The 22,204-nt window shown below is 71.1% G+C and carries 12 protein-coding genes and 1 pseudogene; 4 read left to right on the top strand and 9 right to left on the bottom strand.

Annotation, left to right across the window (positions count from 1 at the left end; all coding sequences use genetic code 11):
• Positions 1 to 73: 73 nt before the first annotated feature.
• Together ACX25U_RS05475 and ACX25U_RS05480 are read left to right on the top strand one after the other, a co-directional pair.
• The gene (locus ACX25U_RS05475) at positions 74 to 6,997 is read left to right on the top strand and encodes a DEAD/DEAH box helicase (protein ID WP_454389402.1); all 6,924 of its coding nucleotides are present in this window, start codon (positions 74 to 76) and stop codon (positions 6,995 to 6,997) included.
• Positions 6,994 to 9,261 carry a UvrD-helicase domain-containing protein gene (locus tag ACX25U_RS05480; RefSeq protein WP_454389403.1) on the top strand — a complete coding sequence of 756 codons (2,268 nt, stop codon included), beginning with the start codon at positions 6,994 to 6,996 and terminating at the stop codon, positions 9,259 to 9,261. The genes ACX25U_RS05475 and ACX25U_RS05480 overlap by 4 nt, the downstream gene beginning before the upstream one ends.
• A gap of 108 nt (positions 9,262 to 9,369) precedes the next feature.
• Here ACX25U_RS05480 and ACX25U_RS05485 read toward each other — a convergent pair whose 3' ends face one another.
• The 4 genes from ACX25U_RS05485 to ACX25U_RS05500 are packed head-to-tail and all read right to left on the bottom strand — an operon-like array spanning position 9,370 to position 13,970.
• Positions 9,370 to 10,734 carry a GH1 family beta-glucosidase gene (locus tag ACX25U_RS05485; protein ID WP_454389404.1) on the bottom strand — a complete coding sequence of 455 codons (1,365 nt, stop codon included), beginning with the start codon at positions 10,732 to 10,734 and terminating at the stop codon, positions 9,370 to 9,372.
• Between the two features lie 32 nt (positions 10,735 to 10,766).
• Positions 10,767 to 11,606: a carbohydrate ABC transporter permease gene (locus ACX25U_RS05490; RefSeq protein WP_454394104.1), complete on the bottom strand. Its 840-nt coding sequence runs from the start codon at positions 11,604 to 11,606 to the stop codon at positions 10,767 to 10,769.
• A 40-nt stretch (positions 11,607 to 11,646) separates the two neighbouring features.
• Positions 11,647 to 12,648: a carbohydrate ABC transporter permease gene (locus ACX25U_RS05495; protein ID WP_454394106.1), complete on the bottom strand. Its 1,002-nt coding sequence runs from the start codon at positions 12,646 to 12,648 to the stop codon at positions 11,647 to 11,649.
• 5 nt (positions 12,649 to 12,653) lie between these two features.
• Positions 12,654 to 13,970 (bottom strand): ABC transporter substrate-binding protein, encoded by a 1,317-nt coding sequence (locus tag ACX25U_RS05500; protein WP_454389405.1) that lies wholly within the window; start codon positions 13,968 to 13,970, stop codon positions 12,654 to 12,656.
• Positions 13,971 to 14,193: 223 nt separating this feature from the next.
• Between ACX25U_RS05500 and ACX25U_RS05505 the strand changes: the two genes are divergently transcribed.
• Positions 14,194 to 14,478, top strand: a complete 285-nt coding sequence (locus ACX25U_RS05505; RefSeq protein WP_454389406.1) for a hypothetical protein — start codon at positions 14,194 to 14,196, stop codon at positions 14,476 to 14,478.
• A 168-nt stretch (positions 14,479 to 14,646) separates the two neighbouring features.
• Here ACX25U_RS05505 and fusA read toward each other — a convergent pair whose 3' ends face one another.
• The 4 genes from fusA to ACX25U_RS05525 all read right to left on the bottom strand — a co-directional run bounded on the left by fusA (position 14,647) and on the right by ACX25U_RS05525 (position 19,472).
• Entirely contained in the window at positions 14,647 to 16,746 is a 2,100-nt protein-coding gene (gene fusA / locus ACX25U_RS05510) for an elongation factor G (RefSeq protein ID WP_454389407.1), read from the bottom strand.
• Between the two features lie 413 nt (positions 16,747 to 17,159).
• Positions 17,160 to 17,672 carry a hypothetical protein gene (locus tag ACX25U_RS05515; protein ID WP_454389408.1) on the bottom strand — a complete coding sequence of 171 codons (513 nt, stop codon included), beginning with the start codon at positions 17,670 to 17,672 and terminating at the stop codon, positions 17,160 to 17,162.
• A 102-nt stretch (positions 17,673 to 17,774) separates the two neighbouring features.
• Positions 17,775 to 17,966, bottom strand: coding sequence for a hypothetical protein (locus ACX25U_RS05520; protein WP_454389409.1), 192 nt, complete (start codon positions 17,964 to 17,966; stop codon positions 17,775 to 17,777).
• Between the two features lie 243 nt (positions 17,967 to 18,209).
• Positions 18,210 to 19,472 carry an IS701 family transposase gene (locus ACX25U_RS05525; RefSeq protein ID WP_454389410.1) on the bottom strand — a complete coding sequence of 421 codons (1,263 nt, stop codon included), beginning with the start codon at positions 19,470 to 19,472 and terminating at the stop codon, positions 18,210 to 18,212.
• A 238-nt stretch (positions 19,473 to 19,710) separates the two neighbouring features.
• On the opposite strand from ACX25U_RS05525, the pseudogene ACX25U_RS05530 reads away from it, so the two are divergent.
• Positions 19,711 to 20,916: pseudogene (locus ACX25U_RS05530) on the top strand (glycoside hydrolase family 10 protein); the annotation flags it as partial.
• 477 nt (positions 20,917 to 21,393) lie between these two features.
• Here the strand turns inward: ACX25U_RS05530 and ACX25U_RS05535 are convergent.
• Entirely contained in the window at positions 21,394 to 22,131 is a 738-nt protein-coding gene (locus ACX25U_RS05535; RefSeq protein WP_454389411.1) for an SAM-dependent methyltransferase, read from the bottom strand.
• Positions 22,132 to 22,204: the final 73 nt, after the last annotated feature.

The following is a 22,204-nucleotide window of genomic DNA, read 5'->3' on the forward strand; positions in this document are numbered from 1 at the left end:
ACGGTGCCGACGCCTGGCAGTCACGGTGGTGCGTACCGGCGGTCCCGATAGCCGACTTGTCCGAAAGGTCCTCGTGAAGCCCACCCTGGCCGCCGCGCAGCTCCGCGGCAGTCTGACGCAGTACCTCACGACGACGTACGCGCTGGCCGACGAGGACACGCGGCTGGCGCTGGAGCGGTTCCTCGGGGATCCGGAGACGGGCATCTTCCGGGGGCCGTACCTGCGGATCAGGACGCCGTTCCACCCGGCCGACGACGGGTGGCGGTCGGCGCTGGAGTGGCAGCCGTCGTTCACACCGTGGCGGCACCAGGCGAAGGCGTGGGAGCGGCTGAGCACCTACAAGGGGGCGGCCGAGCCGACGCTCGTGACGACCGGCACCGGGTCGGGCAAGACCGAGTCGTTCCTGATCCCCGTCCTCGACCACTGCCGGCGGCAGAAGGCGCTGGGCCGGCACGGGGTGAAGGCCGTGCTGCTGTACCCGATGAACGCGCTCGCCACCGACCAGGCCGGCCGTATCGGCGACTACCTGGCGCAGCCCGAGCTGGCGCAGGTGACGGCCGGTCTCTACATCGGGGACAAGCCGGACACGGACTTCCGGCGGGTGATGACGCGGCGCGAGGAGATGCGCCAGTCGCCCCCGGACGTGCTGATCACCAACTACAAGATGCTGGACCTGCTGCTGCAGCGGGCCGAGGACCGTCCGCTGTGGGAGGGCGCCGACCCGGCGTACGTCGTGCTGGACGAGTTCCACACCTACGACGGCGCGCAGGGCACGGATGTGGCGATGCTGCTGCGGCGGCTGGCGGCTGCCGTGGGCGCCTCGAAGCCGGAGCGGCCGCTCGGTTCGATCTGTCCGGTGGCGACCTCGGCGACCCTCGGTGAGGGCGGGGGCGACACCGGCGGCATCCTCACGGTCGCCGAGCAGGTGTTCGGCGTGCCGTTCGGTCCGGACGCGGTGATCGGTGAGGAGCGGCTGAGCGCCGACGACTTCGTCGGCGACATCGACTACGAGCTGCCCGAACCTCCTGGCCCCAAGGAGGTCATCGAGGTCTCGGGCGGGCCGGGCGTGGAGTCCGACCCGGACCGGCTCGACCTGGACGGGCTCGCCGAGCGGCTGCTGGGGCGGCGCGGCCTGGACGCCTTCCAGATCGGGCGGCTGCTGAAGAAGCACGACTTCACCCACGGTGTGCTCGCGCTGCTGAACGGCGAGCCGCTCGACGAGTGGGGGCTGCGGGACCGCATGGCCCGCTTCGGGTACGCGTGGGCGCGCACCGCGCGGGAGAACCCGCGGCTCGCGCTGGAGGCGCTGTCGCGGTTCGTGGCGCTGCTGTCGTCGGCGCGGGACCCGGAGTCCGACGAGCGCCGGCCGCGTCCGCTGCTGCACATCGAGGCGCACCTGTGGGTGCGGCCGGTGGGGCGGGTGCTGAGCGGGGTGAGCGGCCGGCCGGAGTTCCGCTGGTACGAGGACGAGCGGGCCGTCGCGCGACGCTCCGCGCTCACCGCGGCGTCCGCGTCCGAGGACCTGTCCGACAGCGACGAGTGGCCGACGGCGGACTCGCGGCGGCCCCAGGCGCTGCCCGGTTCGGACACCGTGCAGCGGCCGGCCCAGGCCCATCTGCCCGCGATCTACTGCCGCGTCTGCGGCCGTTCGGGCTGGGCGGCCCTGTCCCCGGAGGCCGATCCGCAGAAGCTGGAGACCAGTCCGCTGCGGATCTGGCAGGCCGCCGTCGGACGTGACAAGCGGCGGCTGCGGTACTTCGTCTCGGCGACCCCGGCCGAGGCGCGGGACGCTCTCGCGGCGCTCACCGGCACCGGGCCGAAACAGGCCGGTAGCGTCGATCCGCAGTCCGTCGTGGTGCTGGACGGGGCGCAGAGCACCTACCGCATGCCCGTCGCCGAGGACGGGGAGGGGCTGCAGGACGCCTGGTTCGCGCGGGCCGTCCTGGACAAGAAGACCGCCGACCAGGCCGCTCGGGACGACACCTGCCCTGCGTGCAACACCGACAACGGCATCAGGTTCCTCGGCACCGCGCTCGCCGCGCTGGCCTCCGCCACGGTCACCCAGCTGTTCACCGGCGGCCAGGAGATCGCGCTGGCGCCGGAGGAGCGCAAGACGCTGCTGTTCAACGACTCCACGCAGGACGCGGCGCACCGCGCCGGGTACGTCGCCAACGCCTCGTACAAGTTCTCGCTGCGCTCGCTGCTGGCGCACCAGCTGGACGACTCCGGTGCGCCGCTCCCGCTCAACGACCTCATCGGCAACGTCCTGGACTCCGTGGACGACCCCCAGACACTGGCCGCGGTCGTCCCGCCGGACCTGCACGACGAACCGGGCGTGGACCGGCTCCTGTCGGGGCGCGGCACCGGGGACGCGCGGACCTGGAAGCTCATCGGGGAACGGCTCGCGTTCGCGACCGTCATGGAGTTCGGGCTGCGCTCGCGGCTCGGGCGCACCCTGGAGCTGACCCGGACCACGGCCGCGGAGGTGGTGGTCGCGGAACCGGACCGGATCGTCGCGCTCGCCCGCGACCTGCACCTCACGCTGCCGGGGCAGCTGGGGCTGGACGGCGGACTGCCCACGTCCGAGCGGTACATGGCGTACGTGCGGGGACTGCTGGAGCGGCTGCGGCTGCGCGGCGGCGTGCGGCACCGGTGGCTGGACACCTGGATCAGGGAAGCGGGCGTCAACCAGTACCTCATCTCCGGGCAGCGGCCGGAGGGGATGCCCGCCTTCCCCGAGGGGTACGTGGCGCCGCCGAGGTTCCTGCTCGACGGCCCGAAGGAGAAGACGAAGTTCGACACGGTCACCGGTCGTGGCAACTGGTACCAGGACTGGACGCGGCGCTGTCTCGGCCTGGACGCGGCGCAGGCGGCCGAGTACCTGCGCAGGCTGCTGCCCGTCCTCGCGGACGAGGGCGTGCTGTCCGTGCGCACCGCCAAGGACCGCACGACCCGCGTCTACGGGTTGCAGCCGGGCCACGTCCACGTGCGGCTCCTGACGGACGACCTGGTCAACAAGGCGTTCGTGTCCTGCGAGGAGTGCGGCTGGCAGCAGGTGGTGCCGCCCGAGCGGCGCACCCGCTGGTACGGGCACCCCTGCCCGCGCTGGCGCTGCACCGGCATCCTCACCCCGCCCCAGTACGGCATGTCGTCGACCGGGGCGGGCAGCGGCGGCTTCGGCGGGAAACTGGAGCGTGACTACCGGGCCGACTACTACCGCCGCCTGTATCTGACCGGCGGCACCTACCGGGTCGTCACGGCCGAGCACACCGGCATGCTGACGCGGCCCGAACGGGAGCGCGTGGAGCGGACGTTCCGGCAGGGCACCCACTACACCGACCCCAACGTGCTCTCCTGCACGCCCACCCTGGAGCTGGGCATCGACATCGGCGACCTGTCGGCGGTGCTGCTCGGCTCGCTGCCGGGCGGCCCGGCGAACTACGTGCAGCGTGCCGGGCGCGCCGGACGCAGGACCGGCAACGCGTTGGTGGTCGCCTTCGGCGGGCGCCGGGCCCGCGACCGGTACTACCTGGACGACCCGACCGAGATGATCGCCGGTGACATCGTGCCGCCGGGCTGCTACCTGTCGGCCGTCGAGATCCTGCGCCGCCAGTACACGGCGCACCTGCTGGACCGGGCGGCGCGCGGCGAGTTGACCACGGCGGACGGCGAGCCGCTCATGCCGGTGCCGCGCCTGTCGTCGGCGCTGTTCGGCACGACCGGCTGGTGCCAGGACCTGTCGGACGCGGCGCTCACCCACGGGGCGCGGCTGGTGGAGGAGTTCCTGGCACTGTTCCCGCAGGCGCCCGGCGGCCCGGACGACGACCGGGGGGTGACCCGGCACGCCGCGGACGAGCTGCGCGCGTACGCCACCGGCGGCATCGCGCGGGCCCTGCAGGAGGCCGAGGAGGAGTGGACGGCGCGCCGCGAGGAGCTGCGCCGCCGTATCGCCGCCATCGACACCGCGGTGGACGGGCTGCTCGCCGAGGACCGCGAACAGGGCGCCGAGCGGCGCGAGCTGCTCGCGGAACGGCGCGCCACGGGCGAGCTGCTGCGCGAGCTGAGCCAGGCCAGTGCGCACGGCGCCCTCGTCGAGCTGGGCCTGCTGCCCAACTACAGCCTCACCGACACGACGACGTCGCTGGAGGCCGCGCTCTACTGGAAGGAGGCCCCCGGGGACGACGAGGGTACTCAGGCCCCGGAGGGCGACGACGAGCGCCGGAAGCAGGTGTACCGCAGCGAGGTGCGCGACTACGAGCGCTCCCGCAAGCTGGCCCTGACCGAACTCGCGCCCGGCAACAGCTTCTACGTCAACGGCTACCGGCACGTCGTGCGCGCCCTCGACATCGGCAGCCCGGAGCGGCGCGCCTGGGCGGTGTGGCGCCTGTGCCCGGCCTGCGGTTACGCGCGCACGCACGGCGATCCGAAGAACGACACCTCGCCGTGCCCGCGGTGCGGTTCACGGGAGATCGCCGACGCGGGCTGCGTGCACCACGTGCTGGAGCCCCGGCGCGTGATGTCCCGGGACAAGCGGGACGACGCCCGGGTACGGGACGACCGTGACGAACGCGACCGGAAGCGGTACGCGGTCCTCACCACCGTCGACATCGACCCGGCGCACCTGGCGGCCGGATCGTGGCGGCACGACACCGCGGTCTTCGGCGCGGACTTCACGCGCAAGGCCGTCGTCCGCACCCTGAACCTCGGCGTCGACCGGCAGGACGGCAGCAGCACGGTCCCGCTGGCCGGGGACGACGTACGCCTGAACCCGTTCTACGTGTGCGCCAGTTGCGGCGGGGCGACGGCCGACGGGCGACCGGTCGTCGACCAGTCGCAGCACGCGCTCACCGCCTCGCTCGCCCGCTCCACCCGCGCGAGCGCCCACCACCAGTTGTGGTGCCCACGCCGACGGCTGCGCGGCAGTGGGGAGGAGCAGGGCGCCGGTCTTGACGTGCCGCTGCTGCTGGCGCACGAGCTGACGACGGAGGCCGTGCGCATCCTGCTGCCGGCGTCCGTGGCGCGGGCCAAGGAGCGGCTCGCCTCGTTCACCGCCGCGCTGTTCGCGGGCATAGCGGCCCGCTACGGCGGCGACCCCGACCACATCGACATCACCGCCGCGTCCATGCCGGACGGCGAGGACCGCGACTGGCCGCGCCGGTTCCTCGTGGTGTACGACCGGCTGCCCGGCGGCACCGGTTACCTGCACCGCCTGGCGACCTCCGACGGCTTCCGCGAGGTCCTGCTGAAGGCCCGTGAGGTGATCGAGAGCTGCGGCTGCCTGGAGAAGGGGCTCGACGGCTGTCACCGCTGCCTGCTGCGCCGCGTGCCGCCGGCCGACTACGACAAGGTCAGCCGCAACGAGGTCCGGCAGATGCTGGACGAGCTGCTCGGCGCGGACGGCGAGCGCTGGCGCACCTCGCCCGTCGCCACCACCCAGCACATCCCGATGCACCGGCAGGCCGAGAGCGATCTCGAAGTGCTGTTCATCGACACGCTGCGGGAGTGGGCCGGGCTGCCCGAGAGCCGTGCCAGCGGCGACGCCTACATCACGCCGGCCGGCACCCACGCGCTGGACCTGCGGCTGACCGCGGCCGACGGCACCACGCTGAGCTGGCGGGTGTCGCAGCAGCGCGTCCTCGACGGCACCCGCCCCGACGTCCTCTTCGAACGGGTCGACGCGCCCGGCCCGCGCGTGGCGGTCTACCTGGACGGCTACGAGTTCCACGCCGGCCGGGAGCACAACCGGGTCGGCGACGACGCCGACAAGCGCACGCGGCTGCGCGCGGAAGGGCTCAGGGTCTTCCAGCTCACCTACGGCGACGTGAAGGAGTGGCAGCGCCGCGTCCGGGACACCGGCTACGCGGGTGCGGGCCCGGCCGACCCGGTGTGGGAGCCGTACGGCGACCAGGCCCGCGGCAAGGCCCGCGACTACTACGCGAAGGTGCGGGGCGGGCTGCCCGGGGAGCTCGCGGAGACGGTGTGGGTCAACCCGGCCGTGCAGCTCATGGAGTACCTGCGCCGGCCGGACGCGAAGCGCTGGCAGTGGCGGGCGGAGGCCGCCCTGGCGGGCTTCATGGGCACCGGGGCCCGCCCCGCCCCGTTGCTGCCGGACGTGCTCGGCGAGCAGATCACGGCGGCGCTGCACGGCGGAACGCCCGCAGGACCACGCGGTCCGGTACAGCTGTTCACCGTCACCGACGGCTCGGGGCTGCCGCTGGTCTTCGCCGCGGACGGCCGTGCGAAGCCCCCCGCGTGGACCGGCATCGTCCTGCTCGACGACGCGCCCGGCGTCCATGCCCAGGAGGAGGCGCACAAGCGCCGCTGGCGGGCCTGGCTGTACTGGTCGAACGTGCTCCAGTTCCTGGACACCGGTGGCGGTGACGCCGTCCAGCTCACGACCGGCCGTCTCGACGGTTTCCCCGTCGAGACTCTGGCGGTCACGGGCGGCAGCGGCGTCCTGGAGAGTGTCCGCGCCGCGTTCGCCACCACCGCCACCACCGCGACCGCCGACGGCACGCCCGCACCGGCCGAGACCGCCGCCCCTTCGCCGCAGGCACCGGTTGCCGTGGAGGTGTCCGCGGCGGGCGTCGCCCCACCCGTCCGGGACGCGGCGTGGGACCGGGTCATCGAATACCTCGACCCGGACGAGCCCGGCCTGCTCGCGCTCGCCGAGGCCCTCGCCGCGCGCGGAGTCCCGGTCCCCGAGGACGGCTACGAGCTCGACGAGAACGGATGGCTGGCCGAGTTGGCCTGGCCCGGCGCACGCGTCGGTGTCGTCCTCGGCCCGCGCCCGCCGGAGGGCGAGGCCGAGGACCCGGAGGCCGTCGACCGCGACCGTGCGTTCGCCGCGGCCGGCTGGGAGGTGCGGCCCGCCGCCGACTGGCCCGCCGACGACCTCGCGGACCGCATCGACGGCGCGCCACCGTCCGGCGACCGGAAACGTCCTGACCAGCCTGACGACACCACCGCGGAGAACGGGGAGAACGAACAGCCGTGACCGGCAAGAACGTGACACTGCGCCTGCTCGACAAGGCGGACCGGGAGATCCTCAAGCTCCCCCGCCCGGTCAAGGGCGCGATCTACGACTTCCAGCACAAGTTCAAGACCAACCCCGACTCCGCGGGACTGCGTCTCAAGCAGTTGCAGGGCCACGACAAGCTGTACTCGGCTCGCGTCAACGACGAGTACCGCGCGCTGCTGCTGCGCCTGGCCGACGACGACTGGCTGATCGTCTCGGTCAAGCACCGCAAGGACGTGTACGCACACCTGGACCGGCTCACGTACTCGGTCAACCGCGTCACCGGCGGTATCGAGTACGTGGACCTGCAGGTCGTGCAGGAGGAAGTGCTCAGTCCCGCGGCCCCGCGGGCCGCCGCACCCGCCGAGCCCGTCGAGTCCGCCCGTCCCGCCGAGCCGGCTGCTCCCGAGCCGCTGTTCGCGAAGTGGTCGGAGCAGCAGCTCACCGACCTGGGTGTGGCGCCGTCCCTGGTCCCGGTCGTCGCCGCGCTGACCACCGAGGACCAGCTCCTCGGGCTCGTCGAGTACGCGCCGCAGCTCACCGGCGAAGTGCTGCTTGCGCTGTACGACGGCAAGGAGTACGACGACGTCCTGGAGCAGGTAACCGCTCCCGTCGCGGCGCCCGACCCCGTGGACCCCGAGGACTTCCGGGCTGCCGTCGAACGTCCCGCCACCATCGTCACCACGACCGACGACGCTCTGCGCGAGGCCCTGGAGGGCGAGGACTTCGGACGCTGGAAGGTGTTTCTGCACCCCACCCAGGCCAAGCTGGTCACGCGGGACTACAACGGTCCGGCACGGGTGGGCGGCGGACCGGGCACCGGCAAGACGATCGTGGCCCTGCACCGGGTCAGGCACCTGGTGGAGCAGCTCCCGGCCGGCCGCAACAAGCCCGTCCTGCTGACCACGTACAACAAGAACCTCGCCGCCGACCTGCGGTCCCGGCTTCTGGCGCTCGGCGGCGAGGCGCTGCTGTCCCGCGTCGAGATCAGCCACGTCGACCAACTGGCGTTGCGCACCGTGCGGGAGGCGGAACCGGGCAACCGCAAGCGGATCGTCGACGAGGCGCAGGCGGTCCGTGAATGGCGCTCACTGCTGGACGAGCTCGGCGAGGACGCCTGGGAGGCGGAGTTCCTCCACGACGAGTGGGCTCAAGTGATCCTCGGCCAGGCCGTCACGTCCCGCACCGACTACTTCCGTGCCCGCCGTGCCGGTCGTGGCCGTAACGTCAGCCGAGCGGAACGCGCCGAGATCTGGCAGCTCACCGAGCGGTTCACGCAGCGGCTGGACCGGCTCGGCGTGCAGACCTGGGACCAGGTCGCCGAGCGGGCGGCGCAGTTGGAGGCGGCACGCGCCCGGCGCATCGAGGCCATCGACCGGCAGCGGGAGGAGGCCGGCGGCCTGGACAACGTGCACATGGCCGACGGCTCGGGTGGCTGGCTGCGTTACCGCTACCGGCACATCGTGGTGGACGAGGCACAGGACCTGCGGCCCGCCCACTGGAAGATGCTGCGCGCCATGACCGCCCCGGACCGCAACGACCTCTTCCTCGTGGGCGACACCCACCAGCGCATCTACAAGAACCAGGTCACCCTCGGCAGCCTCGGCATCAACATCCGCGGCCGCTCCTCGAAGCTGTCGCTCAGTTACCGCACGACCCGGCAGATCCTGCGCTCCGCGCTGGACGTACTGGGTGACGAGCACTACGACGACCTCGACGGCAGCAGCGAGAACCTGGCCGGGTACCGCTCCGTGCTCAGCGGCGCCGTTCCCGACCTGCACCCGGCGCGGGACTGGGAGGAGGAGCGCGAGGCGATCGCCGCACTCATCGGGTCGTGGGGCGACCTGCCGTACGAGCAGGTCGCCATCGCCGTTCCGACCAACCAGATGGCGCAGGAGGCCGCGTACACGCTGGCCCAGCACGGCATCCGGGCGGTGGAGATCGGTCCGGACGGACCGCGCGGTGACGGCGGCGTGCACATCGGCACCATGTTCCGGTTCAAGGGGCTGGAGTACCAGCGCATGATCATCGCGGGGGCGAGCGACGGGCTGGTTCCCCGCGCGGAGATACAGCGCCTCCGCACCACCGATCCGGGGCGTTACCGCCGCGAGATGCAGCGAGCCCGCTCCCTGCTGTTCGTGGCCACCACACGCGCCCGGGACAGCCTGGACGTCTTCTGGCATGGAGAAGCGAGCCCGTTCCTCACCGGGCTGATCAGGGCTCGGCAGCCTGTCACGCCGTGACCGCGGCCGATCCGGGCGCACCGGAGAACCCTCGGCGCGCCCGGATCGGAAGCGGACGCTCATGTCGCGAGAAATGCGACGCCCCGCCCGGATCGCCTGGGGCGGGCCTCAGGCGGCCTTCCGGCCCCCTTCCCGGTGCGCGCGCACGATCTCCGCGTACCGGTGGCCGCTGCCCTTGATGGTGCGCACCTGGGTGCGATAGTCGACGTGGACGAGGCCGAAGCGCTTGTCGTAGCCGTACGCCCACTCGAAGTTGTCCAGCAGCGACCAGGCGAAGTAGCCGGCCAGCGGGGCGCCCTTGCGGGCGGCGGAGGCGCAGGCGGCCAGGTGCTGGACCAGGTAGTCCTGGCGCTCGGGGTCGTCGACCGTGCCGTCGGGGCGCACCACGTCCGGGAAGGCGGAGCCGTTCTCGGTGACGTGGATCTTCCGGGCGCCGTACTCGTGGGTGAGACGCAGCAGCAGCGTCTCGATGCCGCCGGCGTCGATCTCCCAGTCCATGCCGGTGCGCGGCACGCCGGGACGGCGCACCGAGCGCACGCGGGGCGCGGGCCCCGACGGATCGTCGGCGACCGTGGCCGGGAAGTAGTAGTTGAGGCCCAGCCACTCCAGCGGCGCCGCGATGACGTCGAGGTCCCCCGGCCTCTCGGGGAGGTCGACGCCGTAGACCTCGCGCATGTCGGTGGGGAAGCCGCGGCCGTGGACGGGGTCCAGCCACCAGCGGTTGACGTGGCCGTCGTGGCGGCGGGCGGCCGCCTCGTCCTCGGGGCGGTCGGTGGCGGGAAGGACGGTGGAGAGGTTGTTGACGATGCCGACCTCGGCGCCGGGGGCGGCGGCGCGGATCGCCCGGACCGCCAGGCCGTGGCCCAGCAGCAGGTGGTAGGAGGCGCGGACCGCGGCGGTCAGGTCGGTCAGGCCGGGGGCCATCGTGCCCTCGAGGTGGCCGATCCAGGCGGAGCAGGAGGGCTCGTTGAGGGTGGTCCAGTGGGACACCCGGTCACCGAGGCGTTCGGCGACGGCCGAGGCGTAGGCGGCGAAGTGCTCGGCGGTCGCCCGCTCGGGCCAGCCGCCCCGGTCCTGGATCGCCTGGGGCAGGTCCCAGTGGTAGAGGGTGACGGACGGGGTGATGCCCGCCTCCAGCAGGGCGTCGGTCAACTCGTCGTAGAAGGCGAGGCCCTTGGGGTTCACCGGTCCGTCGCCGCCCGGCATCACCCGCGGCCAGGCGATGGACAACCGGTAGGCGTTGGTGCCGAGTTGACGCATCAGGTCGATGTCCTGGCGCCAGCGGTGGTAGTGGTCGCAGGCGATGTCGCCGTGATCGCCGTTGTCGGTCTTGCCGGGGGTGTGGGAGAAGGTGTCCCAGATGGACGGCGAGCGGCCGTCCTCGGCGACGGCTCCCTCGATCTGGTACGCCGATGTGGCCGTGCCCCACAGGAAGTCGTGCGGGAGCGCGGCGAGGTCGATGGCGTCGAACACGGAAGTCCCTTCGGAAAGAGGTGCGTCGGTGCTCACTTCACCGCTCCGGCGGTGAGCCCGGCGACGAGGTAGCGCTGCAGCAGCAGGAAGCCGGCGACCACGGGCACGCTGACGACGAGCGAGGCGGCCATGATCTGGTTCCAGTACACGTCGTTCTGCGTGGAGTAGCCCTGCAGGCCCACGGCGAGCGTGCGGGTGGTGTCGTCGGTCATGACGGAGGCGAAGAGCACCTCGCCCCAGGCGGTCATGAAGGCGTACACGGCGACGGCGACGATGCCGGGGATCGCGGCCGGCACCACGACCCGGAACAGCGCGCCGAGCGGCCCGCAGCCGTCGACCAGCGCCGCCTCGTCCAGATCGCGCGGCACCGAGTCGAAGTACCCGATCAGCATCCAGATCGAGAACGGCAGCGAGAAGGTGAGGTACGTCAGGACGAGTCCGCCGCGCGAGCCGAACAGGGCGATGCCGGTGGCGTTGCCGATGTTGACGTAGAGGAGGAACAGCGGGAGGAGGAAGAGGATGCCGGGGAACATCTGCGTGGACAGGACGGTGACCGTGAAGACGCGTTTGCCGCGGAAGGCGTAGCGGCTGACCGCGTACGCCGAGAAGACCGCGATCACCACCGAGCAGACCGTCGCCGCGCCCGCCACGATCAGCGAGTTGGCGAAGTACTTGGCGAGCGGGACCGTCGACCAGATGTCGATGTACGGGCGGATGGTCAGATCACTGGGCAGCCAGCGGAACTTGCCCGTGACGTCCGCGAGCGGCTTCAGCGAGCTGGAGACCATGACGTAGACCGGAACCAGGACGAAGCCGGTCAGCAGGGTGAGGAAGATCCGCCGGGTCCAGAGGAAGGAACGCGGCGGCGCCATCGGGGACTTGCAGGAATCCCCGTAGGAATCCCTGGAGGAGTCAGGCATCGGCGGTCCTCCGCCCGCGTGAGGTGAGCGCGAGGTACACACCCGTGACGGCCAGCAGGAAGAGCAGCAGCAGGACGGACATGGCGGAGCCGGTGCCGAAGTTCCAGGTGACGAAGGAGGCTTGGTAGATGTGGACCGAGATGAGGTCCGCGGCCTCGGGGGCGGCCTTGCCGAACAGGACGTACGGCGTGTTGAAGTCGTTGAACGTCCACAGGAACAGCACCAGGACCAGCACCTGGTTGACCGGCCGCAGTGACGGCAGGGTGATGCGGCGGATCTGCTGCCACACGCCGGCGCCGTCGAGCGCCGCCGCCTCGTACAACTCGCGCGGGATGTTCTGCAGTCCGGCCATGACGATGAGGAAGGCGAACGGCCACCCCTTCCACACCGACACCGTCAGCAGCGCGAAGAAGCTGTTGTCTCCGATCAACCAGAACGACGGCTTGCCGGTGAGGTGCAGCTGGTCGTGCAGGACGTGGTTCACCAGGCCGTTGTCGTGCTGGAACATGAACACCCAGGTGATGACGGCGGCGTAGACCGGCAGCGCGTACGGCACCAGGAACAGCGCGCGCAGCAGACCGCGCCCGCGGAAGGTGTCCTGCATGCAGATCGCGGCAGCGGTGCCGATCAGCCAGCACAGGCCGACCGACAGCAGGGTGAAGCCGACGGTGACGAGGAAGGAGTGCAGCAGCGCCTCACCGACGGGAGCGTCGAAGTCCACCGACATGCGGTAGTTGTCGAATCCGGCCCAGGGCGCCGCGCCCCAGTCGCGGATGTAGAACTGGGTGAGCTCCTTGAAGCTCATCACGACGCCGATCACCATCGGCACCAGGTGGACGAGGAGTTCGAGGAGGAGGGCGGGCAGGAGCAGCAGGTAGGGCAGCGAGACGCGGCGGAGCCACCCGGTGGGTCGGCGCGGACCGCGCGCCGACCCACCGGAGGAACCCGTACGCACGGGCCGCGCACCCGCCTTTGTGGTGACGGTCGTGACCATCTCGCTCACTTCGTCGGCATCTGCTGCTGGGCCTTGAGGAGCTTGGCCTTCACCGACTCGGTGGTGACCGCGCGTCCGGCGGCGGCGTCGGCGAACAGCTCCTTGACGGCCGTACCGACCGTCGTCTCGAACTGGGACTCGTCGGCGACCTGCGGCAGTGCGGCGGCACTTGCGGCAAGGGTGTTCTTCAGGACGGCGTTCGCGGGGGTGTTGAACGCGGCGTCGGACTGGGCGTTCTTGACCGGAGGGATCGAGCTGTAGGCCTTGTTGAGGATCCCCTGCTCCTCGTCACTGGTCATGAACCTCACGAACTTCGTGGCGCCGTCGAGGTTGTGGGTGTTCTTGAAGACGGCGAGATTGATGCCGGCGACCATCGAGTTGACCTGCGTGCCGGCTCCGGGAGTGCCGGACCGCACGGGCACGGGGGCGATGCCGTAGGCGTCCTCGCTCATGCCCTGGGACTTGAGGTTGGCGGAAGCCGACTGCCACAGCAGCATGGCCGTCCTGCCCTTGGCGAAGTCGCTGACCGACTGGTTCTGGGCGTACTCGGCGTTGCCCTGCGGGATGGCCTTGTCCTCGGCCATGAGATCGACGTACTGCTTGACCGCCGCGACCGCCTGGTCATCGGTGAAGTCGGGCTTGCCTTCGGCGGTGAAGAAGTCGGCGCCGTGCTGCTTGGCGAAGACGAAGACGTGGTGGATGTTCTCGGAGACGTTGGAGCCCTCGGCGCCGAGAACCTGCTTGCCCTTCGCCTGGATCCTCTTCCCGTCGGCGACCAGCTCGTCCCAGGTGGCCGGGGGCTCGGTGATCCCCGCGTCGGCGAAGATCCGCTTGTTGTAGTAGAGCGCGTACGCCATCGAGTACAGCGGTACGGCGGCCGGGTCCTCGCCCTCGGCACCGGTCGAGCCGAGCGCGGAGTCGACGAAGCGGTCCTTGCCGCCGATCTTGTCGAAGTTCCGCGCGTCCCACGGCAGCAGCGCCCCGGTGGCCTGCAGGGAGGCGCTCCAGGTGTTGCCGATGTTGAGGACGTCGGGCCCCTGGCCGGAGGTGGTCGCGGTCAGGATCCGGTTGAGCAGGTCGGACCAGGGCACGACTTCGAGCTTCACCTTGATGCCGTACCGCTTCTCGAACTTGTCGAGTTCGGGCTGGAGGACCTTCTTGTCGGCCTCGATGCTCGCGCCCTGGTTGGAGGCCCAGTAAGTGAGCTTCTTCGGCGAGTCGTTGGACCCCCCGCCCGTCGACGACCCGCCTCCGCAGGCCGAGGCGGCAAGGGCGAGGGACATGGTGACGGCACCTATGGCCGCGGCTCGGATGCTGCGCATGGCTCCTGGTGTCCCTTTCCGGGTTCGGACGCACCTCATCACTTAATTTAGGACGTGAGTTAAATGCTCCGGAGAGGGCTCGTCAAGGGTCGCCGCAAGGACGGATCGCAACGGTTGGGCATCGGCGACCGATTCGCACATAACGCATAAAAGATGTGAATAAGGTCAGCGCTACTGGGGGACTCGTCCTCATGACCTCCCTCACGGAACGGAGACCCATCGAATGATCATCAGGAAAATGCACGAAATGGGCATCCGTAGCGAGCACGCCTACCTCGCCGGCATGGTCTCCATCGGACTCACCGTGGCCGCCTGGATGGGCAGCCTGAAGATGGAGGCCGGCGCCGGCCTCGACCGCGCCGACCGCTGGGGCATCTTCGTCGGGGAATGGGCACCCACCTTCTTCGGTCTCGGCCTCGCCCTCTCCCACTACGAGCAGCAGGACGGCACCATCACCGCCGCCAACGTCCACGAACTCCGTGAGCGGCAGAAGGCGAAGGCCGGCTGACCTGACCGGTGCGGAACCAGCACCGCCTCTGGCAGAAGGGGCGGGCGCACCGCACCGAACGTTCCCGCGACACCAGTCGCGGGAGCGTTCGTGCCCCAGGCGCCTGCCGGCGATCGACGACCAAGGCCGCCCCCCTCCCGGAATGACGCGGGAGGGACCGGCGTACGGCTAACCGGCCGGGGTCGGAGCCGGGGCCGGGCTCGGCGCAGGGGCGTATCCCGCGGGGCGGGTCGTGAAGGTGCCCCGGCCCTGGGTCCGGCTGCGCAACCGGGTCGCGTAGCCGAAGACTTCGGCCAGCGGAACGGTCGCGGTGATCACCGCCGTACCGGCGCGCGTGACGTGGCCCGAGACCCGGCCGCGCCGTGCGGCGAGGTCCGCGAGGACACCGCCCACGGCGTCCTCGGGGACGGTCACCGTCGCCTCGACGACCGGTTCCAGCAGGCGCATCGCGCAGGCACGCAGCGCCTCGCGGAGACCGAGCCGCCCCGCTGTGCGGAACGCCATCTCGGAGGAATCCTTCGGATGCGTCGCCCCGTCGGTGAGCGTGACGCGCAGCCCGGTCACCGGATGACCGCCGAGCGGCCCTTCGGCCAGGGCGTCACGGCAGCCGGCCTCGACCGCACGGACGTACTCCCGCGGTACGCGGCCACCGACGACGACCGACCGGAAGGCGAAGCCGTTCCCGCCGGCGCCGGGCTCCACGGACTCCACGGACTCCACGGACTCCATCGGCTCGATGTCCAGGACGACATGGGCGAACTGCCCTGCTCCACCGTCCTGTTTGACATGCCGGTGGAGCACGCCGGACACCCCGCGCACCACCGTCTCCCGGAAAGCCACCCGGGGCCGGCCCTCGTTGACGTCGATCCGGTGGGCCTGACGCAACTTCTCCACGGCCACCTCCAGGTGCAGCTCCCCCATCCCCGACAGCACCGTCTGACCGGTCTCGGCGTCGGTCCGCACGACCAGCGAGGGATCCTCCTCGGTCAGCCGGGCGAGGGCGGACGCCAACCGCTCGACGTCCGCTCGCGTGCGCGCCTCGACGGCCACGGAGACGACGGGCTCGGCCGCACTGGGCGGTTCGAGGACGATCGGAGCCCGGGGATCGCACAGGGTGGAACCCGCGTAGGCGGACTTCAGCCCGACCACGGCGACGATGTCCCCGGCGAGCGCGCGTTCGAGCGGCACCTGCCGGTCGGCCTGCACGCGCAGGATCCGCCCGATGCGCTCGGTGCGCCGCGCGGTCGGGTCCCACACGGGGTCTCCCTTCTCGATCGATCCCGAGTACACACGGAGATAGGTCAGCCGCCCGGTGGCGGTGGCGTTCACCTTGAAGGCGAGCGCGGCGAAGGGGACCGCCGGATCGGCGGCCCGTTCCTGTCCTTCGGGCCCGTCCTGCGTACCGCGCACGGCAGGAACGTCGAGCGGCGAGGGCAGGTAGGCCACGACGGCGTCGAGCAGCGGCTCGATCCCCCGGTTGCGGAAGGCGGAGCCGCACAGCACGACGACACCGTCACCGGTGCGGGTCAGATCACGCAGCGCGGTGACGAGCGTGGACGCGGACAACGTCTCCAGCTCGCAGTACTCCTCGAGCGCGACCGGATGACGTTCGGCCACCGCCTCCTCCAGGACCCGCCGCCGACGCACGGCCTCCTCGCGCAAGGAGTCGGGCACGGGAACGACATCGACGGCGTCGCTGCCGCCGTCCCAGAGCAGGCCACGCATACGCACCAGATCGACGACCCCGCGGAACCCGCTCTCCGCCCCGATGGGCAGTTGCACGACCAGCGGAACCGGATGCAACCGCTCCCGCACGGATGCCACGGCGGCGTCGAGATCGGCCCCGACCCGGTCCATCTTGTTGACGAACGCGATCCGGGGCACCCCGTGCCGGTCGGCCTGCCGCCACACCGACTCGCTCTGCGGTTCCACACCCGCTACGGCGTCGAACACGGCGACCGCTCCGTCGAGCACGCGCAGCGACCGCTCGACCTCGTCGACGAAGTCGACGTGTCCCGGGGTGTCGATCAGGTTGAGCCGGTGCCCGTCCCAGGCACAGCTCACGGCCGCCGAGGAAATGGTGATGCCCCGCTCCCGCTCCAACGGGTCGAAGTCGGTGACGGTCGTCCCGTGGTGCACGTCACCCCGCTTGTACGTGGTCCCGGTGGCGAACAGGATCCGCTCGGTGACGGTGGTCTTGCCGGCGTCGACGTGGGCGAGGATGCCGAGGTTGCGGAGGGTGGCGAGAGGGTTGACGGAGTTGCGCACGGCCCATGGCCTTTCACTGATGCGGAAAAGGGCAGCGCTATTCCCCGGACGAGGGACACGCAGACACGCCTGCCCGACCCACCCGGCCGGCAGTTGGCCGGGCCGTCGGCGGTACTGGCGTACTGGGTCAGATCCTCGACACGGGCATCCGGTACCGGCCGCGCGGCGAGCACCGGACGGACCGAGACACCAGGATCACCTCGAAGCGCGACGGGGGAACGACGACAGCGATGCGGTCACGCACGGCCGGGCTCCCCTCTCTGATCGCGGTGCGCGCCGCCACGGATCGGGCTGCGCGCAGGGTGTGGCGACACTAACAGCTTCGACTACGCGGAACGTATCGAATTTCACGTCTCTTCAAGGCACTTCGCCATGGTGCTCCCCCTGGACAGCAGGAGTGTGCCGCACGGGGGTCAACCCCGCCGGGCGCGGGCGAGGGTGTCGAACACCCACTCATGGAACACAAGTCGCGGGAAGATCCGGCCTTCCACGTCGAAAGTGAGTGAAAATGCCAGGGAGAGCGGATGCGGATTCCCGTGCACGACGCTGACTTGGGCGAAGCTGTCCGGAGAGAACCAGGCCGACCCGATGGGGCCGATCTGGTTGATCCTTGCGTGGATACGGTTCCCGTACACCAGGGCGGCACAGCCGTGCTCTTTGGCCTTCTCCACCGGGACGTTGCCGACCCAGCGGTGGAGTTCGTCGAGGTACCCGTGCGATTTGGACATCTCCCACAGAGTGGTCCTCTCCACCCGCACGTTCTCCGGCCCGTCGAGGAAAACCATGAGCTGAGGCACCCCCTTGCGGCGCCGCCAGTGGGCGGGGAGGCCCTGGACAATGCCGTCCAGAATGCGTACGACGTCCGCGCGCCGCGCGGGATCCAGTCTCTGGAGTTCGTTCAGCATATATTCGCCGGACTTGTTCACCGCGCAAGCGTGCACCAGAACATGCGTCGGCTCAACGGCGCGGCCGAGTACGAGTCGGCCCCGCCGCAACACCGGGCATCCACCAGGGCTCCTCTCTGTTCGTCAAGCCGCTTGAGTGGGGCAGGACTTGGTTCTGCGCTCGTCGATGATCACGACGCGCCAGACGTGGTTCGCCAGGCGGCGTCGTATCCGGCCGCCGTCTTCAGGATCGTCGAAGACGTAGGTCCAGTCATGGCCTGCACTGCTGACGGCCGGACAGGCCTCCAGGCAGGCAGGACCGGTGGCGACGCTCATGCGCACGGTGCCCGGTCAGCGCCCGACAGTCGAACAGGTGCCCACCGACGACCGGCCCGCGCAGCGAGACAGGATGCGAAACCCGACGTCGCGTCGATGTAAGTTTCTTTCATCGAATGCTAGTAGGGCTTTGTTAGGTTCTGTGGTGTGGTTCTGGGGTCGGTGCAGGCCGGCCGCATATGGAGCAGGTGCCGGCCCAGGTGGCCAGGAGGGCCTGGAGTTCACGGAGGACCGCGTACAGCGTCAGGCCGGCACAGGGGCTTTTGGGTCGAGCCTGAGCAGGGTGCAGAACGCCTGGGCGAGGGAGGCGAGGGTGACGTGCCGGTGCCAGCCGGAGTAGTTGCGTCCCTCGAAGTGGTCCAGCCCCAGACCGTCCTTGAGCTCGCGGTAGTCGTGCTCGACTCGCCATCGGATCTTGGCGATCCGCACCAGGTCACGCAGCGGGGTGTCGGCGGGCAGGGTGGACAGCCAGTAGTCGGTGGGCTCGGCGGCGCCCGGTGGCCACTCGGCCAGGAGCCAGCACTCGGGCAGGGAGCCGTCGGCGAAGCGGCGGATGGTGCGGTTGGCGGGGCGGACCCGCAGCGCCAGGAAGCGCGAGCGCATCTCGGCGCGGGGGTTGTGCCTGCTGGTCCTGCTGCCCTGGCGCCAGGTCACCGTCCGCACCACCGACCTTCCTGCATCCAGGGCGAGTTGGCGCAAGGTGGTGTGCGGCTGGGGGTAGGCCGGGACGGGTGGGCGCCCCCGGCCGGAGTACGGCACCCGCTCGGGGACCGCGTCGCCCGGGTAGGCGGTGGTGGTGCCCTTGACCGCCACGGCGTAGGCCAGGCCGCGCTCGGTCAGCCCCTCGCGGAAGCCGGTGGCATCCCCGTAGCCGGCGTCGGCGACGACCGGCAGGTCTGGCAGTTCCCAGTCCTCGCGCACCTCGTCGAGCATCTGAAGGGCCAGGCGCCACTTCTCCCGGTGCCGCTCGGACTCGGGGATACCCGCCCTGGCGCGCCGGCGCCGGATCGCCTCGGCCAGCAGCGCGTCCCCGCCCTGCTGTGCGTCGTCCCAGCTCTCGGGCAGGAACAGGCGCCAGTCGACGGCCGAGGAGGCCCAGTCGGACACCAGATTGACGCTGACCCCGATCTGGCAGTTGCCGCGCTTGCCCAGCGCACCGCAGTACATCCGCGCCACCCCCGGGGAGTCGTAGCCGTCCTTGGGAAAGCCCACGTCGTCGATGGCGTACGCCTCAGGTGAGATGTGCGCTGCCGCCCAACGCGCCAACCTCTCCCTGACCTTGACGTAATCCCAGGTCGAGGAGGAAACGAACTGCTGGAGCTGCTGGTGGTCCACCCCCAGGCGCTCGGCCATCGGCTGCATCGACTTGCGCTTGCCATCCAGCATCAGCCCGCGCAGGTACAGCTCGCCCTTCGCCCGCTGGTCCCGCCGCGGCAGCGAGCCCAGCATCTCCGCCGCGAACGCCTCCAGACGCGGACGGACCTCTTCCATCTCCTCAGGTGTCACACCCGAAAGAAGATCACACCCTATCCGGCAAGGATCAGCCGGGGGACCTAACAAAGCCCTACTAGCGATTTGGTAACTATTTTCACCCCGCTCGTTGACCAGGCACGGCGCGCTGGGAACGGTAGGCCGGTCAAGCCACTTCCGTCTCTCTCCAGGAGTCCGCGTGACCGACACTGCGAACCACGGCTCGGCCGCACATCGCCCCACGCGCCGCGTGCTGCTGCGGGCCGCAGGGCTGATGGCCGGCCTGGCCGCCACGGGGTTGCCCGTCTCCACTGCCGCGGCAGCCGCCGCCACGGTCAAGCCGTCGGCCGCCGCCGACGGCACCGCGACCGCGTCCCGCGACCGCGAACTGCGCGGCGAGTGGATCGCCACCGTCGCCAACACCAACTGGCCCTCGCGGACCGGGCTGAGCCCCGCCGCACAGCAGGCGGAGTTCATCGCGCTGCTCGACCACGCCGGATCGATCGGGCTCAACGCGATATTCGCGCAGGTCCGCCCGACGGCCGACGCCTTCTGGCCGTCACGCCACGAGCCGTGGTCGCAGTACCTGACCGGCACTCAGGGCCAGGACCCCGGCTACGACCCGCTGGACTTCATGGTCGAGGCCGCGCACGAGCGCGGACTGGCCCTGCACGCGTGGTTCAACCCGTACCGCGTCTCACTGCAGTCCGACGTCACCAAGCTCGTGCCCGACCACCCGGCGCGGCTGCACCCGGAATGGATCGTCTCCTACGGCGGCCAGCTGTACTACAACCCCGGCATCCCGGCCGCCCGCGCCTTCGTCGAGAACGCCATCATGGACGCGGTGGAGCGCTACGAGATCGACGGCGTCCACTTCGACGACTACTTCTACCCCTACCCGGTGGGCGGCCAGGACTTCCCCGACGACGACGCCTTCACCGCGTACGGCGCGGGCTTCACCGACCGGGCCGCCTGGCGCCGGCACAACGTGGACCTGCTGGTGCAGGAGATGCGCGACCGGGTACGCGAGGTCCGGCCCGAGGCGGCGTTCGGCATCAGCCCCTTCGGCATCTGGCGCAACGCCTCGAGCGACCCGCGGGGCTCGGCCACCAACGGCACCCAGTCCTACGACGCGCTCAACGCCGACACCCTGGGCTGGGTGCAAAAGGGCTGGCTGGACTACATCGCCCCGCAGCTGTACTGGAACATCGGTCTCGCGGTGGCCGACTACGCCGTCCTCGCCCCGTGGTGGGCGCAGGCGGTCCGCGGCACCGACGTGCAACTGTGGATCGGCGAGGCCGTGTACAAGGTCGGCAACCCCGCCCAGCCGGCCGCCTGGCAGGACCCGGCCGAGCTCTCGCGGCACCTGACGATGAACAGGGGGCTGCCGGAGATCAGCGGCGAGATCCTGTTCAGCGCCACGGAGGTGGCCGCCGACCCGATCGGCGCGATCACCCAACTGACCGCCGACCACTGGCAGCGGCCCGCGCTGCCACCGGTCCTGCCGAGGCTCGCCCGCGGGCCCGCACCACTGCCCCCGCTCGCGTCGGCGGCCCGGACGGCCGACGGCGGGATCCGGATCGAGGTGCGCTCCCGCGGCAGCCACGTCCCCGCGCTGTACGCGCTGCGGCAGCACACCGCCGACGAAGACGGCCTCGTGGCGGTGCTCCCGGGCGCCCGCCACGCCCAGTGGACCGTTCCTGCGGCCCCGGAAGGCGCGACGTACACGGTCACATCGGTGGACCGCGCCAACCGCGAGAGCTCCCCGATCACCGTGCGGATGCCCCGTCGCTGACACGGCATCATCTCCCGCAGCCCGGCCCGTCCGTGCAGGAACGGGCCGGGCTGCGCGAGGACCTCGGAAGCCGGGAGGCGCACCGCCGTACCTGGGCGGCCCAAGGGCGCGGCAGCCGGGAGACGCGATGACACACGTTGCGTCTTCTGGCTGCCGACAGGTTCAGTCCCTCGTCGGACGCAGCACGAAGCAGACGAAGCCCAGCACGCCGCGGTAGACGCGCAGCCATTGGTCGCGGTGGGTGGTGGCCTTCTCGAGCGCCTGGGCACTGTCCGGATCGGTGGGATGGTCCAGGGCCCATGAGGCCAGCGACCCTGTCCAGGCCCACTCGTAGTCGTCGAGCTCCCGACGGGTGCTGATGTGCCCCTGGACAGGTGTCCACCCGTCCGCGACGACCCGGTCCAGCGTGGTCGGCAGGTCGGTGAGGTCCCCCAGCAACTCGACGGCCTCGGGAGAGGGCTCGCCGTCCCAGAATCCGTCACCGACCAGAACGCGTCCTCCAGGAGCCAGGTGCTTGCGCACCGCCGCGAGAGTGGGGAGAAGGCCGCCGAAAGCGTGCGTGGCTCCCACACAGAGCACCAGGTCGAAGGCGTGGGGGGCGGCGAAATGCGCGGCATCCTGATGGTGGAGGACCAAGCGGTCCTGAACACCGAGCCGACGCGCGGCCCGACGCGCGTCGGCCAGTGAGCGCTCAGAGATGTCGGCGCCCTCGGCCCGCAGCTGCGGATACGCGGTCAGGGCCCGCAGGAGCCACTCTCCGCCGCCGCAGCCGAGGTCGAGTACGCGCTCGTCACCGCGTCGGAGACCATGCTCCAGCAGTCGGCGCGCCGAGTCGTCGTCGAGCGGGGCTGCGATCGGATGATCCGCATGAGCACGCCTGGAGATCTGTTCACGGTCCACCGACGGAGCCTGACATGCCCAGCGATGCACACGCACCTGACTTTCCACGGGACCACCCGGACCGGAGGCCGGA

This window comes from Streptomyces sp. JNUCC 63 (assembly GCF_054366325.1).

Excerpts from the sequence above, each read along its gene's own strand:
- ACX25U_RS05490 (WP_454394104.1), bottom strand. The coding sequence starts at position 11,606 with ATGGCGCCGCCGCGTTCCTTCCTCTGGACCCGGCGGATCTTCCTCACC.
- ACX25U_RS05495 (WP_454394106.1), bottom strand. The coding sequence starts at position 12,648 with ATGGTCACGACCGTCACCACAAAGGCGGGTGCGCGGCCCGTGCGTACG.
- ACX25U_RS05500 (WP_454389405.1), bottom strand. The coding sequence starts at position 13,970 with ATGCGCAGCATCCGAGCCGCGGCCATAGGTGCCGTCACCATGTCCCTC.
- ACX25U_RS05505 (WP_454389406.1), top strand. The coding sequence starts at position 14,194 with ATGATCATCAGGAAAATGCACGAAATGGGCATCCGTAGCGAGCACGCC.
- ACX25U_RS05520 (WP_454389409.1), bottom strand. The coding sequence starts at position 17,966 with ATGAGCGTCGCCACCGGTCCTGCCTGCCTGGAGGCCTGTCCGGCCGTC.